Here is a 14,877-nt window from a genome sequence, read left to right on the forward strand (position 1 = left end):
ACTTCCATGGAACGCAAGGCAGTCGCACTCGCCGCATCCGCTCTGCTGCTCCCTCTGTCCGCCTGCGGCGGCAGCGCCGAGGCGGGCGGCAGCTCCACGGTCACCGTCACCGTCGGATACCAGTCCAAGACCATCAACACGGTCACCGCCGGCACCCTCCTGCGCTCCCTCGGCTACTTCGAGAAGCAGCTCAACGCCCTCCACGACGGAAAGACGTACAAGGTCGACTGGCAGGACTACGCCACCGGCGCACCCATCACGGCGCAGATGGCCGCCGGGAAGATCGACATCGGCTCCATGGGGGACTTCCCGCTGCTCATCAACGCGGCCCGCGGCAAGCAGCTGGGCAAACCTACCCACCTGGTCTCGGTCACCGGCTACAACCTCAAGGGCGGCCTGAACACGGTCGTCGTCGCACCGAAATCCAAGCTCACCTCATTGCAGAGCCTCAAGGGCAAGAGGATCTCCACGAGCGTCGGTTCGGCCGCCGACGGCACCCTGGTGCGGGCCCTGCAGAGGGCCGGCATCGACCCGAACACGGGGATCGAGAAGCTGAACCAGCAACCCGCGGTGGGCGCGTCGGCCCTTTCGGCGGGCAGCGCGGACGCGCTGTCGCAGTTCGTGGCCTGGCCGGGCCTGCTCGCCTACCAGGGCAAGGCGAAGGCCCTGTACGACGGCGCCCAGCTGAACCTGCCCACCTTCCATGGCGTCACCGCCCGCGAGGACTTCGCCAAACAGCGCCCCGCCGTGCTGGAGGCGTTTCTGAAGGCCCAGGCGGAAGCGACCGACTACCTCAACGCCCATCCGGTGGACGCCGCCGAGAAGGTCGCGAAGGCCACCGGCCTGCCCGCCGAGGTCGTCTACCTCTACAACGGCGCCCACGGCATCTCCACCTTCGACCCCGCCGTCAAGCCGCAGCTCGTCTCCGCGCTCATACAGGACGTGTCGGTCCTGAAGACGGCCAAGCTGACCGGCGACATCGACGTGAACTCCTTCGTCGACGACCAGTACGTCAAGAGAGCCCTCGGCGCCGGCTACGCCAGGCGGCTCGCCGCGACGCCGCTCGCCGCCGGGAGCGAGGTCTGGTCCAAGGGCGCCACGAAAACCCGGAGCTTCACGTCCCCCGCCCGGCTCCTCGCCTACGTCGCCCGGCACAAGGACGGCATCCGCGCGGCCTATGTCCCCGACGCCACGACCGGCACCCTCTGGTTCGCAGACAAGGCCGTCTGGGTGGCGGACGGCAAGCAACTGCTGCCCTTCGTCGCCCCGGCCACCGCACAGACCTATGTGGCCGGTCACAGCGGTGCCCAGGTGATCACGTACGCGGACGCCCTGGGGCGGGCCTCATGACCCGGTACCCCAGGCGGGCGGGTCGGCTCGTGCTGCGGGCCGGCTCACTGACCGCCGGTCTCGGCCTGTGGCAGTTGCTGACCGCACTCCACGTGAATGTGTGGGTGCGCTTCTCGCAGTTCCCGACGGTGACCGACGTGGCCCGGACCTTCGCCGACCGGCTCTCCGGCCCCGACTACTGGACCGACCTCACCGACAGCCTCACCCGCATCGTGACGGGCTTCCTGCTCGCCGCCGTCCTGGGCGTGGCCACCGGCGTGCTCGTGGCACGCTCGCGGCTCGCCGAGGACCTGCTCGGCCCGGTCCTGGAGGTCGTGCGCCCCATCCCGGCCATCGCCATGGTCCCCGTCGCCATCCTTCTCTTCCCCTCCAACGAGCAGGGCATCGTCTTCATCACCTTCACCGCCGCCTTCTTCCCCGTGCTGGTCTCCACCCGGCACGCGGTTCGCGCGCTGACCCCCGTATGGGAGGAGGCGGTACGCACCATGGGCGGCAGCCGGTGGCGGATCCTCCGCTGCGTCGTCCTGCCCGGCGCACTGCCCGGCATCTTCGGCGGCCTGTCCGTCGGCATCGGCGTGTCCTGGATCTGTGTGATCTCCGCCGAGATGATCTCCGGCCAGTACGGCGTCGGCTACCGCACCTGGCAGGACTACACGATCGTCAACTACCCGGGCGTCTTCGTCGGCATGGTCACCATCGGCCTGCTCGGCTGGCTCACCTCCACCGCCGTCGAACTGCTCGGCCGCCGCCTCACCCGCTGGCTGCCGCGCACGTCGTACGTCCCCGGCGCCCGCCCCCGGCCCGCTCGAGCCCTGATGGTCACGTCCACCACCGAACCCGCAAAGGCCGAGGAGGCACGTGATGAGCACCTCGTCTGAGACCAGGCCGGCCGAGTCGAGAGGCGTGCCGGCGACCCCGCGCGGCACCCGCCTCACCCTGCGCGGCGCCGTGCTCGGCCGGCCGGACGCCCCAGCCGTGGTCGACGTCGACCTGGACGTCACGGCCGGCGAGATCCTCACCGTCGTCGGCCCCTCCGGCTGCGGCAAGTCGACGCTGCTGCGCACCTGGGCCGGGCTGTTGCCCACGCTGGACGGGGCGGTGGAACAGGACGGACGGCCGGTGACCGGCCCGAGTGCGGACCGGGCGTTGATCTTCCAGGAGGACGCCCTGCTGCCCTGGCGCACCCTGCGCGCCAACGTCGAACTGCCCCTCGCCGTCCAGGGCCTGCCACGCGCGCGACGCAGGGAACAGGCCGAGGGCTGGCTGGCACGGGTGGGACTCGCCGACCGGACCCGGCAGTTGCCGCACCGCGTCTCCGGCGGTCAGCGCCAGCGCACCCAGTTGGCCCGCGCCCTCGCCGGACGCCCACGCGCCATCCTGATGGACGAACCCTTCGGCGGGCTCGACGCCCAGACCCGCGTCGGCATGCAGGACTTGCTGGTGGAGGTATTGCGCGGCACCGGCGCGACCGTCGTCTTCGTCACCCACGACGTGGACGAGGCCCTGTTCCTCGGCGACCGCGTGGCCGTGCTCGGCGCGGGCCGACTTGTCGCCGTAAGGGACGTACCGCGACCGCGCGAGCGAGCCGCCCACGACGATCCGGCGCGCATCGCCCTGCGGCGCGACATCCTCACGTCACTCGGCTCTTGAAAGGCACCCTGGTGGACACCCCTGTGGAGATCCCGGCGCTCACCGACGCCGAGGAGCTGACCTGCGACGTCCTCGTCATCGGCGGCGGCACGGCCGGCACCATGGCGGCGCTGACCGCCGCCGAGCACGGTGCGGACGTCCTGCTGCTGGAGAAGGCCCACGTACGCCACTCCGGCGCACTCGCCATGGGCATGGACGGCGTCAACAACGCGGTCATCCCGGGCCGCGCCGAACCCGACGGCTACGTCGCCGAGATCACCCGCGCCAACGACGGCATCGTGGACCAGTCCACCGTCCGCCAGACCGCCACCCGCGGCTTCGCCATGGTGCAGCGACTGGAGTCGTACGGGGTCAAGTTCGAGAAGGACGAGCACGGCGAGTACGCGGTCCGCCAGGTCCACCGCTCCGGCTCCTACGTGCTGCCGATGCCGGAGGGCAAGGACGTCAAGAAGGTCCTGTACCGGCAACTGCGGCGGCGCGAGATGCGCGAACGGATCCGGATCGAGAACCGGGTGATGCCGGTGCGCGTGCTCACCGCGCAGGGCCGGGCGGTGGGTGCAGTGGGCTTCCACACCCGCACGGGCGCCTTCGTCACCGTCCGTGCCGGCGCGGTGATCCTCGCGACCGGCGCCTGCGGACGGCTCGGCCTGCCCGCGTCCGGCTACCTGTACGGCACGTACGAGAACCCGACCAACGCGGGTGACGGCTACGCGATGGCCTACCACGCGGGCGCCGAACTGACCGGCATCGAGTGCTTCCAGATCAACCCGCTGATCAAGGACTACAACGGCCCGGCCTGCGCCTACGTCGCCAACCCCTTCGGCGGCTACCAGGTCAACCGGCGCGGTGAACGCTTCGTCGACTCCGACTACTGGTCGGGCCAGATGATGGCGGAGTTCGCGGCGGAGGTGGCGTCGGACCGCGGCCCGGTGTACCTGAAGCTGAGCCACCTCCCAGAGGAGTCGATCACGGCACTGGAGTCGATCCTGCACTCCACCGAGCGCCCCACCCGCGGCACCTTCCACGCGGGCCGCGGCCACGACTACCGCACCCACGACGTCGAGATGCACATCTCCGAAATCGGCCTGTGCGGCGGCCACTCCGCCTCCGGCGTCCGGGTGGACGACCACGCCCGCACGACCGTCCCCCGCCTGTACGCCGCCGGCGACCTGGCCTGTGTACCGCACAACTACATGATCGGCGCGTTCGTCTTCGGCGAGCTGGCGGGCGCGGACGCCGCACAGTACACGCCCTATGAAGGGGAACTTCCCTCCGGACAACTGCGCGACGCGCACGAGCTGATCTATCGCCCGCTGCGCAACCCCGACGGCCCGCCGCAGCCCCAGGTCGAGTACAAGCTGCGCCGCTTCGTGAACGACTACGTGGCTCCACCCAAGTCCGGCGCCCGGCTGTCACTCGCCCTGGAGGCGTTCGAGCGGATGCGCGCCGACATCGCCGCGATGGGCGCGCGCACCCCGCATGAACTGATGCGCTGCGCGGAGGTCACGTTCATCCGCGACTGCGCGGAGATGGCCGCCCGTGCTTCCCTGGCCCGCACGGAGTCCCGCTGGGGCCTCTACCACGACCGCATCGACCACCCCCACCGTGACGACGCGTCCTGGTTCCATCACCTCGATCTACGCAAGTCCCCATCCGGTGCGATGGAGTTCACGGCACGCCCCGTGGCTCCCTATCTGGTTCCGGTACACGGCTTCACCCCGGTCGGCGGCCCCTCACGTCACCTCGGTGAGGTCCGCCCGGACCAGGTGGCGACGGCGGGGGCTCGGGAGGCGGCCCCGGTGACGATGCGGCAGGAGCCCGCCACTGCCGCTACAACCGCCCGCCCCGGTACCGATGCGGAGGCACCAGCCACACCGCGCCTCCTCGAACTCCTCGCCCTCACCGAGGACCAACCCGAACTCTCGTCACTCGCCCCCTACTTGACCGACTCGGAGCCCGCTGTCCGCCGAACGGCCATCGCCGTCCTGACGGAGACCACGCCGCCGGGTACCGGACCGGCACTGGCCGCGGCTCTCGCCGACACCGACGCGGGCGTCCGCGCCGCCGCGGCCGCCTCGCTGCGTGAACTGGTCGAGACCCTGACCCCGGACCCGGTCCTGCGTGACGGCCTCGTCGCCGCCCTCTCCGAGTCCGATCCCGTCGTCCGTGCCGCCGCACTGGACATCCTGCGCGGCCTGCGCGCCGGTGACGCGGACCTGTTCGCGGCCTCCCTGTCGGACTCCGACATCGCCGTCCGTATTGCGGCGGTGCGAGCGCTCGTGTCGGTCGACGCCACTGCGGAGGTCGCCCGCGCGGCGGCCACCGAACCCTCTCGCGAGGTCCGCGTCACGATCGCCAAGGCCCTGGCCGGCACGGCTCCGGGTCCGGACTCGGACGTAGTCCACTCCGCCCTTGCCGAACTGGTCGACGATCCCGACGCCCTGGTGCGCGGCGCAGCCTACGAAGCCCTGGGCACGACCGGCTGCCCGACGCTTCTGGCCGTACACGCCGAGTCAGCCCTGTCCGACCCCGCCTGGCAGGTACGGGCCGGCGCCGCCACCGCCTTGTCCGCCGCGGACCCCGACGTGGCCGTTCCCGCACTCGCCAAGGCCGTCGCCGACCCCAACGCCGATGTCCGCAAGGCCGCCGTACTGGCCCTGTCCCGGCACCGTGCCACCGACGACGCCCGAGCAGCCCTGGCCACGGCGACGACGGACTCCGACGCGGACGTCAGGGCCTATGCGGCGCGGGCACTGTGATGGCGCCGTGGCGACGGACCAAGAGTCGTGCCGCGTTCCGCCGGTCGTACCGGTACGACGCCACCGGCCATCGGCCGGAGCCCGCCGGGCGCAGCGCACCGACTGCCGATGGGCACGGCAGTCCGCGGTGATGGCGCAGGATCGGTAGTACCTGTACGGCGAAGCGATACAAGCCGTGCGGCAGTGCTCGGCTTCCTGCTCGGCACCCCGCCGGCCGTGATGCGGTTGTCTGCCAACCCTCTTCTGAGCACGCCGAGTTGGGGCTACGTCTGGATCTTCCGGGGGTCGGTGAACCCAACCGCAGTGTTGCCTTCCCTACATTTCCTATCGATTTACTAGGAATACATTGACGGCCCGCCCTGCGGGTGCGCAGGATGATGCACATGCCCCACACGCAGCAACGACTCGTTCGTCGTTCGGCATGTCGACTTCGGTCACGTCGTCAGCGCCGCCTGCTGTCGCGTGCAGGGCACGCAGCCCACACCTTGCGCGTGCCACTCCGCTCCTTCTCTCTCATCCCGGGTGATCAGGCGAACCCACCCGTCGCGGGACTGCGCCGCAAGCTGGGCAGGGCTCACCGGCACCGGATCGTCACCGTACGGCGCGTGGGCTACAAGTACGTGCCACGCCAGCAAGAGAGCCCCACCAGCGCACCGTGCCGCCGACCTTGAGGAGACCATCGCCGTGGGCGTTGCCACCGCGTCGTCCGAACCCGCCTCGGAATCCGTTCGGACCGCGCCCGGCCGTGCGCACTGGCTGCGCGTCGCCCGCGAGACGGCCGACGACCTGGCCACTGACGCGGTGGCCAGGGAGCAGGCGGGCAAGGCCCCGCTGGACGAGGTGTCCCGACTGCGTGAGGCGGGACTGCTCAGGCTCCTCATACCGGCTGAGCTAGGGGGAGGCGGGGCGGACTGGGACACGGCCTACGACGTCGTCCGGGAGATCGCCGCAGCCGACGGCGCGATCGGTCAGCTGCTCGGCTGTCACTACTTCCTGTCGTGGAGTGCCCGGTACTTCACCGAGCCCGCTCGCGCCGCCCGACTCGAGCGGCAGTCCGCGACCCAGGAGTGGTGCTGGGGCGGTGGTTTCGCTTCTCACGAACCGCCTCCGACGCTGGCCAGGGCATCCCGTGGCTATGTGCTCGACGGTCGTCAGAGCTACGCCACGGGGGTTCTGGTCGCCGACCGCCTCGCCGTGCGGGCCGTACGAGCAGACACCGGCGAACCACTCGCCGTCGTCGTGGATCCCGCCCACCACGCCGTGACGATCGGCGGCGACGCCGACACCTTCGGCCAGCGGCTCGCGGCCGGCGGCAGCGTGGAGTTCGACGCCGTGCCGGTCGCGGCCCACGACGTACTCGGCTCCCTGTCCGCCGACGAGGATGTCCTGTCGCCCCTGGCTGCTCTCACATCGCCGGTCGGACGTCTCCTCTCCGTCCAGCTCCTTCTCGGCATGGCTGAGGGAGTGCTCGCCGAAGCCCGTGAGTACCGCAGGGTCGGCTACTCACCCTGGCATCCCGCCTCGCCGGCCGGCTCTCCCCAGGACCCGCAGGTGCTGGCCACCTACGGAGAACTCACCGTCCTCGCCCGCTCCGCCTCCGCGCTCAACGAACAAGCACTTCAAGCCGTGCACGGCGGTCTGGCGCGCGGCGAGGACCTCACCTACGACGAGTACGCGGACATCTCGGTCCTCGTGGCCATGGCCGAAGCCGCCGCCTCCAGGGCTGCGCAGGAGTCCACCACCCGCGCCCTCGACATCATCGGCGCCCGCTCCGCGTCCTCGCGGCTGGGCTTCGACCGTTTCTGGCGCAATGCGCGGACCCACACCTTGTACGAGCCCGTCTCCCACCGGCTTCGCGACGTCGGGGATTACTTCCTCAACGGTGCCCATCCTCCGTTCGTCCTGCCTGTCTGACCGCGCGATACCGCTTGAATTCCCCGCCGGCTCGGGCCTGATCGGCATGCGCCACGCGACGTCGATCTGCGACGTCAGGCCAGCGCCATCTGTGCCGGCCGCTGAACAGGCCGGCGGGCACCGCTCTCCCGCTCCACTTCACAGTCGGCTACCAGCCCATACCGCTGTTGCCGTAGACGACTGATTTCCCGCAGGCATTTCTGACGCGGTCTCTCTCCACTATTGCCGCGCGCCTTGCTTGCGCCTGACTCTCGACCACTGCTTTCGGTTGGCGCTTCGGCGTGCCGATGCATCCACGCCGCTCTCCATTCGTTTGAACAGGAACTCTTCATGGCCACTACGGCAGCGACCAGACGCCAGGTCCTCTCTCTGCTCGGTCTTTCGGCGGTGGCCGTGAGTTGCGGCACCGCGACCGGAGCCACTTCCGGTAAGAGCCAGATCAAGACGCTCCGCTACCAGGGCTGGGCAGGACAGGTCACCTTGCCGGAACTGGCCGAGGATCTCGGCTATCTGGAGGACGTGAAGCTGAAGTGGGTCGGCAACACGATCAGCGGGCCGCAGGACATCCAGTCCGCGCCTACAACGGCTTCTACGTCCTCAAGGACAGCCCCATCCACTCGGCCCGCGATCTGGTCGGCAAGAAGGTCGGGAATACGGGCCCGGCAGGCGGCGGCGATGGCGGCGCACGCCCGCTGGATGTACACCGCGGCGCTCGCGCGCACCGAGACCCGCAGCATGGCCAAACGCCTCGACTTCCCGGCACAGGACCCCCGGCAGCACCACCGCATCGTCACCGGCGGCCTCGACCAGGTGTGGACCCGCACCGAGCCCCTGACGACCGCACTGACAGCACCGGCCGCACCACTGGAGGTGGCTTCGTGATCGAACTGGTCTCGGCAGAACGCTGTATCACCTGCGACAAGTGCATCAAGGTCTGCCCGACCAACGTCTTCGACCGCGGCGAGGACGGCATCCCCGGCGATTCGTCTCACGCAAGTACCGCACCGCCCACCCGGTCGTCCGCGTTCACCCCGAGGGCGACGACGCCTCCCACTACACGCCCGCCGCGGCCTGAGCACGTCGACCGCCGGGCAGGGGACACCCGCCCCCTGCCCGGCGGCCCGCCCGCACGGACACCGACCCGAGCCGTACCGGATAATGCCCACATGCGGATCTCAGCCAGGGCGGACTACGCGGTACGTGCCGCGCTGCAGCTCGCCGCGTCACGGGACGATGCGCCACTGAAGGCCGAGGCCATCGCCGACGCCCAGGACATCCCGCACAAATTCCTCGAAAGCATCCTGAACGACATGCGCCGCGGTGGTCTCGTGCTGAGCCAGCGCGGTGGCAACGGCGGCTACCGGCTGGCCAGACCCGCCGACTCCATCAGCATCGCCGACGTCATACGCACCGTGGACGGACCGCTGGTCTCGGTGCGCGGGGTCCGCCCCCCGGAACTTTCCTACTCCGGCGCCGCCGAGTCACTGCTCCCCCTGTGGATCGCACTGCGGTCCAACGTCCGCGAGATCCTCGAGGGTGTGTCGCTCGCCGAAGTCGCGTCGGCCCAACTACCCGACGCCGTAGCGGCGTTGACGAACACACCGGGCGCCTGGGTCAACCCCTGACAGGCTGGATCACTCACAGCTGATCTCGCAGAGTCCGCCGGGCGTACCCGGCGCCACGGCGCCGTCCGTTGCCGAGGCCCGCCGCGAACTCGGTCAGCAGACGGTCGCGGACACGCAGGGCGGAGTCGCAGGTCCGGGCAGCGTCCGATCCGATGTCCCCGGCGTACCCTCTCTCGACTGCGCTGTTGACCGAGTTGCAGGTCAGTCAGGGGTGGCAGGGATGGCGAGGTCGACCAAGGGGGCGTACTGCTGGCCGCCGTAGCAGTCGGCGTCGTGGATGTCTCCCTGGCGGACCGGGCGGGGGAAGGAGACCTTGACGGCGTGGGCGAGCGCGTGGTGGACCAGCAGCACCTCGGCCGGGTCGGCGCCGTACAGGTCGGCGAAGAGCTGCGGGGTGAGCACGCCGGAGGTGGTGAGGAGGTCGTAGCTCTCCTGGTCGTGGCACATGAAGTCGAAGGTGAGCACGAACGGGCCCGCGTTCTTCGAGCGGATCAGGGAGCACAGGTCGAGCAGCCGGGTCACGGGGCCACCTCCTCGTGGACGATACGGAACATCTCGTACGGGTCGGCCGGCACTGCGACGTGGTTGACGGTGAACCGGTAGACGGGGCCGCGGTCGGTCTCGGGCGGTGAGAAGGGGTAGGCGACGGTGCTGGCGAGGCCGTCGTAGCCGGGAACGGGCAGGTGGGAGGAGATGTGGGCGACGAAGGTCGCCACCGCGTGTGCGGTCTCCTGGGTGGGTGCGGTCACCGTGATGAGCACCCCGAGTTCGTGGACGGGATCGTTGCGTTGCGGGTCGCGTGCGCCGAGGACGGCGTCCTGGCCGTACAGGCGGTAGGCGATGCCGACCTGGTCGGGGTCGACCTGCCCGCCGAACACGTCGATGATCTTCGCACGGAAGTAGTCCTGGGCCATGGGAATCAGCTTCGGCAGCTCTTCGATGACGACGCGGTCACGTATCCCGCCCACCGCGATGGTCTGGTAGCCGGCCAGCCGCGACCCCTCCAGCTTGACCGTGTAGGTGTCGCTGTGCCGGAACTCGGCGCCGGCCACCCGGACGCGCCGCTCGTCCAGGGCGGTGTAGGTGGCGCGGGTGGTGTCGAGTACGCCTGAGGGTTCGGTGATCAGGTACGGGTTGGCGTTCTCGTACAGGGTGTGAGCGGCCACCGAGTGCGGGGTCAGCCGGGCGGCGGGGTCCAGTGGTTCCACGTCGAAGTGGTCGTCGCGCAGGTGGACGAACAGGCCGTCGGCGCTGGGCGGGACCGCGCACGCCGCGCCGCACTCGACGGTCTTGGCCATGTGCCAAGTCAGGCCCGGGTCCGCCCCCCGCAGGTGCGGGACCGCGGCGAACAGGGCGGTGTCACTGGCGCGTCCGGCCAGGACGACATCGGCGCCCTCACGGAGAGCACGCTGGATCGGCTCCACGCCCATCATGCCGACGACATGACTGCTCGTCAGGATGTCGAGGTCGAGCGGTGGCGCGGGGGCGAGGGGACGGACACGCCCCTCGGCGTAGTACTTGGCGAGCCGGACCGGGTCCTGGTCGGCGTAGATGCGGGCCGCCGTGAACGACAGGCCCTCCTCGGCGGCGATCTCGTGGGCGAGGGAGGCGACCAGATCGACTCCTGTGTCGCGTCCGCTCGTGCCGCAGGAACCGATGATCAGCGGGACCCCCAGGGTGTCGCGGGCCTTCAGCAGCAGCCGCAGGTCGCGGCGTACGGCCTCACGGGACAGCTTCGGCTCTCCACTGCCCAGGTAGAACGGTCCGCTGTCGGTCGACCCCGCGTCGCAGGCGATCACATGCGGCCGCAGCGCGACACCGCGTTCCAGGGAAACGGCCGGAAAGCCTGCTCCGAGCGCCCCGGTGGGCGCCAGAATCCTGATTTCCATCTCTCGTCCTCTTCATGAGGGACTTGTCTATTAGATATAGCAAGTGGCCACGAGGAGGCCCTCCCGAGCGGAGGGGCCCCTCCTCAGGTGCGGTCCCAGCCGACGAGCTCCCCGACGGCCGACATGGCGTGGGCACGGGCGAGTTGCTCGGCGCGGTCGGCGTCGCGGGCGCGCAGTGCGTCGAGGATCTCCCGGTGCTGCTGGTAGCGCTGTTCCTGGCCGGCGGTGCGGCCGGCGGTGAGCTGGGCGGAGGCGATCTTCAGGCGCTCGGAGCGGCTGAAGGCCCGCACCTGGTCCAGGGTGCGCATGAGTTGGGCGTTGTCGGCGGCGGCTTCGACCGCGCCGTGAAAGTCGCGCACGGCGTGGAAGATGCGCTCGATCTGATGGGGGGACAGATCACGGCCGGCGGCCCGGTCGGCGCGCAGCGTCTCGGCGGCCTCGTCCGCCTCGTCCAAGAGTCGCTCCATGCCATCCAGCTGCTCGGGAGTCGCCTTCTCGGCGGCGAAGCGCGCGGCCACTGCTTCCAGGGCAGCCTCGATGGTGCCGCTCTCACTGCGGGCGAGCGGGGAGACGGTGGCCACGCGCAGCGAGCGGGGCCCGGTGCGCTCGACGAGTTGCTCCTGCTCCAGGCGGCGCAGGGCTTCGCGCACCGGGGTGGGGCTGACGCCGAGGCGTTCGGCCAGCCCTCGCTCGGTGATCTTCTCGCCCCAGGCGAGGTCACCTTGGACGATCGCCGCCCGAAGGGCGTGGTAGGCCTGCTCGGACAGGGACTGCGAGCTGAGCGCGGGGAGCGGCATGGACGTATTCGATATGTGCTACAGCACATTGTCAAACGTGTCCAGGGGCGTGGACGGCGCCGGGTCCTCGATGGGGAAGTGGTCGGGATCGTCGGTGACGACGGTGGCGCTTTCGGGGGCGACGGTGACCTGGACGGTGGCCTCGGGCAGCCGCCGGGGGCTGAGGGCCTGCAGTTCGTGAGGCCCGACCCGGAGGGTGTAGAGATAGTGGTCGCCGAGGAAGGTGGCACGGGTGATCGCCGCCTGCCAGGTGGGTGCGCCAGGGGCGGCGGGGGTGTCGAGGAGGAGGGACTCGGGGCGCAGGGCGAGCGTGACCGGTCCGGGCGGCGGCGGGGTGAGCGCGTGGAAGGGCAGGCCGCCGGGCAGGTGGGGGGCCTCCAGGAGCCACGCGGAGCCGTCGAGCTTGCGGGCGGTGCCGGTGAGAAAGGTGCAGCGGCCGAGGAACTCGGCGACGAAACGGCTGCCGGGGCGCTGGTAGACGTCCTCGGGTGTGCCGGCGCGGACGATGCGGCCGCGGTTCATGACCAGGACGCGGTCGCTCATGGCGAGCGCCTCGGTCTGGTCGTGGGTGACGAAGACGGTCGTGATGCCGAGGTCGCGTTGCAGCTCGCCCAGCCATTCGCGGGCGCGGTCGCGGAGCCTGGCGTCCAGGTTGGAGAACGGCTCGTCCAGCAGCAGCGCGCGGGGGCCGTGGGCGAGCGCGCGGGCCAGGGCGACCCGCTGCTGCTGTCCGCCCGACAGCTCGTGGGGATAGGCGTCGGCACGGGGAACGAGTTCGACCAGTTCGAGGATGTCGGCCACGCGGTGCTTCATCTCGATGCGCCCGGCCTTGCGGATCCTGAGCGGGAAGGCGACGTTCTCGGCGACGGTCAGGTGCGGCCACAGCGCGTAGGACTGGAAGACGACGCCGAGGTCGCGCTGCTCGGCGGGCAGATTGCGTCCCGCGGCGTCGAACAGCACGCGGTCGCCGTGGGCGATGGTGCCGGCGTCGGGGGTGTGGAACCCGGCGATCGACATGAGCGTGGTGGTCTTGCCGCAGCCGCTGGGGCCGAGCAGGGTCACGAAACGACCGTCGGGGACGGTGAAGTCGACCTGGTCGAGGACCTTGGCGGTCCCGAAGGTCTGGCTGAGCCGGCGGACGGTGATCTCAGGCATGGCGGCGGGCTTTCTTGCGCAGGGTCCAGCCCAGGCCGAGGCCGAGGGCAAGGGCGACCAGGAGGACTTGGACCAGGGCGAGGGCGGCGACCGGGCCCGGCAGCCCTTTCGACCAGGTCTGGAGCATGGTGGTCCCCATGAGCTCGGTGCCGGGCTTGCTCAGGAAGACCACCGGGTCGTAGTCGCTGATCAGGGTCACGAACATCAGCACCAGGGCGCTGAGCAGCGCGGGGCGCAGCAGGGGCAGGGTGATGCGGCGGGTGGTGGTCCACCAGCCGGCGCCCGAGGCCGCGGATGCCTTGGCCAACTCGGGGCTGAGGCGGGCCAGGGCCGGGGCGAGGATGACGTACGAGAGGGTCATGTTGCGCACGCACAGCGCGACGAGTTCGCCCCACAGACTGGTGCGGAGCATCGCGCCGGGCCAGTCCACGATGAGGAACAGCCAGAAGAAGCCGACCCCGAACACGATGCCGGGGGTGGCCCGCGGATAGACCAGCAGCGCGGGCAGGGTGCGCCGGAGCCGGAACCCGGAGCGGTGGGCGATCACGGTGGCCAGGGCGACCAGGGCGACGGTGACGACGCTGCCGATCGCGGCCACGGTCAGGCTGTCGGTGATGGCCCGGTGCAGGGTGGGGTCGGTCCAGATCTGCCGCCAGTTGTCGCCGGTCCACAGGTGCCAGGGCGCGACCAGGGTGGTCAGGGAGGTGACGCTGGACATCAGCGCCAGACCCAGCAGCGGGATCACCGACGTGAGCGCGACGAACGCGGCCGAGGCGGCGATGACCGGCGCGCGCCAGCGGCCCAGGTCCATCGGGTGCGCGGGTGGGGTGGCGCGGGCGCCGGCGGTGTAGCGGGCGGAGTGGCGCAGCAGCCGTCCGCGCAGCAGCAGGATGCCGGAGACCACAACCAGCAGCAGGATCGCTCCGGCGGAGACGATCGGCGGGTCGGGAACGGGGCTGTTGGACCAGGAGTCGTAGAGGTAGCTCGCGATGAACTGGATGTTCGCCGGCCGCCCCAGGAACAGCGGGATGCCGAGCACCTCCAGACAGAGGGTGAAGATCAGCATCCCGCTGTCGAGCAGCGCGGTGCGCAGCGTCGGCACGGTCACCGTGCGCAGCACGAGAAGGGTGCCGCCGCCCGAGGCACGCACGGCGTCCTCCAGGGTTCCGTCGGCGCCTTCCAGGACGGCCTTGCAGGTCAGATAGGCGATGGGGAGGGTGAGCACGGCGCCCAGCGTCGACATGCCCGGGAGCGAGGTGAGATTCCAGACGGGCAGGTGCAGGTTCTTGTGCCACAGCTGGGTGAGGTAGCCGGACGGTCCGTACAGGGATTCCCAGCCCACGATCAGGCCGAGCGGGGGGATGAGCAGCGGGGCCAGTAGCGCGGGTCCGAGCAGGCGCCGCCCCGGGACGTTGGTGCGGGTGACCAGGACGGCGAAGGCGGCGCCCAGCGCGACCGCGGCCGTGGTGGCGCAGGTGGCGAAGAGGACGGTGTTCAGGGCCGCGGTACGGAAGGCGGGGTCGGTGAACAGCTGCCGGTAGGCGTCGACGCTCAGCACACCGCCGGGCAGGTAGTACGGCTTGGACAGCAGCGACGTGTAGACCAGCGGCACCAGCGGCGCCAGGGCCGGCACGGCGACCAGGGCCCAGACCAGGTACTGGCCCGGGGCGGCGGGAGCGAGGCGGCGCCGGTCGCGTCGCAGCGGGGCGAGCTGTGCCGGGAACGTGTCGGGTGTCAT

The 14,877-nt window shown here is 70.7% G+C and carries 12 protein-coding genes and 2 pseudogenes; 9 read left to right on the forward strand and 5 right to left on the reverse strand.

Annotation, left to right across the window (positions count from 1 at the left end):
- Positions 1–6 precede the first annotated feature (6 nt).
- The 9 genes and pseudogenes from ASC56_RS11675 to ASC56_RS11705 all read left to right on the forward strand — a co-directional run bounded on the left by ASC56_RS11675 (position 7) and on the right by ASC56_RS11705 (position 9,298).
- Positions 7–1,350: an ABC transporter substrate-binding protein gene (locus tag ASC56_RS11675; RefSeq protein WP_055491244.1), complete on the forward strand. Its 1,344-nt coding sequence runs from the start codon at positions 7–9 to the stop codon at positions 1,348–1,350.
- On the forward strand, positions 1,347–2,228 hold the full coding sequence (locus tag ASC56_RS11680; protein ID WP_055491245.1) for an ABC transporter permease: 882 nt from the start codon (positions 1,347–1,349) through the stop codon (positions 2,226–2,228). Before ASC56_RS11675 ends, ASC56_RS11680 begins: the two co-directional genes overlap by 4 nt.
- Positions 2,212–3,000: an ABC transporter ATP-binding protein gene (locus ASC56_RS11685; RefSeq protein WP_055491246.1), complete on the forward strand. Its 789-nt coding sequence runs from the start codon at positions 2,212–2,214 to the stop codon at positions 2,998–3,000. Before ASC56_RS11680 ends, ASC56_RS11685 begins: the two co-directional genes overlap by 17 nt.
- Positions 2,997–5,759 carry a fumarate reductase/succinate dehydrogenase flavoprotein subunit gene (locus ASC56_RS11690; protein ID WP_079102447.1) on the forward strand — a complete coding sequence of 921 codons (2,763 nt, stop codon included), beginning with the start codon at positions 2,997–2,999 and terminating at the stop codon, positions 5,757–5,759. The genes ASC56_RS11685 and ASC56_RS11690 overlap by 4 nt, the downstream gene beginning before the upstream one ends.
- Before the next feature lie 542 nt (positions 5,760–6,301).
- A pseudogene (locus ASC56_RS41800) lies at positions 6,302–6,430 on the forward strand (winged helix family transcriptional regulator); the annotation flags it as partial.
- 13 nt (positions 6,431–6,443) lie between these two features.
- The gene (locus ASC56_RS11695) at positions 6,444–7,673 is read left to right on the forward strand and encodes an acyl-CoA dehydrogenase family protein (RefSeq protein ID WP_055491248.1); all 1,230 of its coding nucleotides are present in this window, start codon (positions 6,444–6,446) and stop codon (positions 7,671–7,673) included.
- A gap of 330 nt (positions 7,674–8,003) precedes the next feature.
- Positions 8,004–8,555, forward strand: a complete 552-nt coding sequence (locus ASC56_RS41805; protein ID WP_234376931.1) for a hypothetical protein — start codon at positions 8,004–8,006, stop codon at positions 8,553–8,555.
- Positions 8,552–8,620: pseudogene (locus tag ASC56_RS41810) on the forward strand (4Fe-4S binding protein); the annotation flags it as partial. The gene ASC56_RS41805 and the pseudogene ASC56_RS41810, both read left to right, overlap by 4 nt.
- Positions 8,621–8,839: 219 nt before the next feature.
- Positions 8,840–9,298, forward strand: a complete 459-nt coding sequence (locus ASC56_RS11705; protein WP_055491250.1) for an Rrf2 family transcriptional regulator — start codon at positions 8,840–8,842, stop codon at positions 9,296–9,298.
- Positions 9,299–9,499: 201 nt separating this feature from the next.
- Here ASC56_RS11705 and ASC56_RS11710 read toward each other — a convergent pair whose 3' ends face one another.
- From ASC56_RS11710 to ASC56_RS11730, 5 genes are all read right to left on the reverse strand, one after another.
- A complete protein-coding gene (locus tag ASC56_RS11710) occupies positions 9,500–9,820 on the reverse strand; it encodes a DUF4387 domain-containing protein (protein WP_055491251.1) in 321 nt (106 codons plus the stop codon).
- Complete coding sequence (locus tag ASC56_RS11715; protein ID WP_055491252.1) at positions 9,817–11,187, reverse strand: acyclic terpene utilization AtuA family protein; 1,371 nt, start codon at positions 11,185–11,187, stop codon at positions 9,817–9,819. The genes ASC56_RS11710 and ASC56_RS11715 overlap by 4 nt, the downstream gene beginning before the upstream one ends.
- 83 nt (positions 11,188–11,270) lie before the next feature.
- Positions 11,271–11,984, reverse strand: a complete 714-nt coding sequence (locus ASC56_RS11720; protein WP_055491253.1) for a GntR family transcriptional regulator — start codon at positions 11,982–11,984, stop codon at positions 11,271–11,273.
- 18 nt (positions 11,985–12,002) lie between these two features.
- Positions 12,003–13,139, reverse strand: coding sequence for an ABC transporter ATP-binding protein (locus tag ASC56_RS11725; RefSeq protein ID WP_055491254.1), 1,137 nt, complete (start codon positions 13,137–13,139; stop codon positions 12,003–12,005).
- Positions 13,132–14,877: an iron ABC transporter permease gene (locus ASC56_RS11730; RefSeq protein WP_055491255.1), complete on the reverse strand. Its 1,746-nt coding sequence runs from the start codon at positions 14,875–14,877 to the stop codon at positions 13,132–13,134. The genes ASC56_RS11725 and ASC56_RS11730 overlap by 8 nt, the downstream gene beginning before the upstream one ends.

It is taken from the genome of Streptomyces sp. TP-A0356, assembly GCF_001417775.1.
Classification (GTDB): Bacteria; Actinomycetota; Actinomycetes; order Streptomycetales; family Streptomycetaceae; genus Streptomyces.

What these genes read in the sequence shown, in the direction of transcription:
- ASC56_RS11675 (WP_055491244.1), top strand. Translation starts at nt 7, where the DNA reads ATGGAACGCAAGGCAGTCGCACTCGCCGCATCCGCTCTGCTGCTCCCT.
- ASC56_RS11680 (WP_055491245.1), top strand. Translation starts at nt 1,347, where the DNA reads ATGACCCGGTACCCCAGGCGGGCGGGTCGGCTCGTGCTGCGGGCCGGC.
- ASC56_RS11685 (WP_055491246.1), top strand. Translation starts at nt 2,212, where the DNA reads ATGAGCACCTCGTCTGAGACCAGGCCGGCCGAGTCGAGAGGCGTGCCG.
- ASC56_RS41805 (WP_234376931.1), top strand. Translation starts at nt 8,004, where the DNA reads ATGGCCACTACGGCAGCGACCAGACGCCAGGTCCTCTCTCTGCTCGGT.
- ASC56_RS11705 (WP_055491250.1), top strand. Translation starts at nt 8,840, where the DNA reads ATGCGGATCTCAGCCAGGGCGGACTACGCGGTACGTGCCGCGCTGCAG.
- ASC56_RS11715 (WP_055491252.1), bottom strand. Translation starts at nt 11,187, where the DNA reads ATGGAAATCAGGATTCTGGCGCCCACCGGGGCGCTCGGAGCAGGCTTT.
- ASC56_RS11720 (WP_055491253.1), bottom strand. Translation starts at nt 11,984, where the DNA reads ATGCCGCTCCCCGCGCTCAGCTCGCAGTCCCTGTCCGAGCAGGCCTAC.
- ASC56_RS11725 (WP_055491254.1), bottom strand. Translation starts at nt 13,139, where the DNA reads ATGCCTGAGATCACCGTCCGCCGGCTCAGCCAGACCTTCGGGACCGCC.
- ASC56_RS11730 (WP_055491255.1), bottom strand. Translation starts at nt 14,877, where the DNA reads ATGACACCCGACACGTTCCCGGCACAGCTCGCCCCGCTGCGACGCGAC.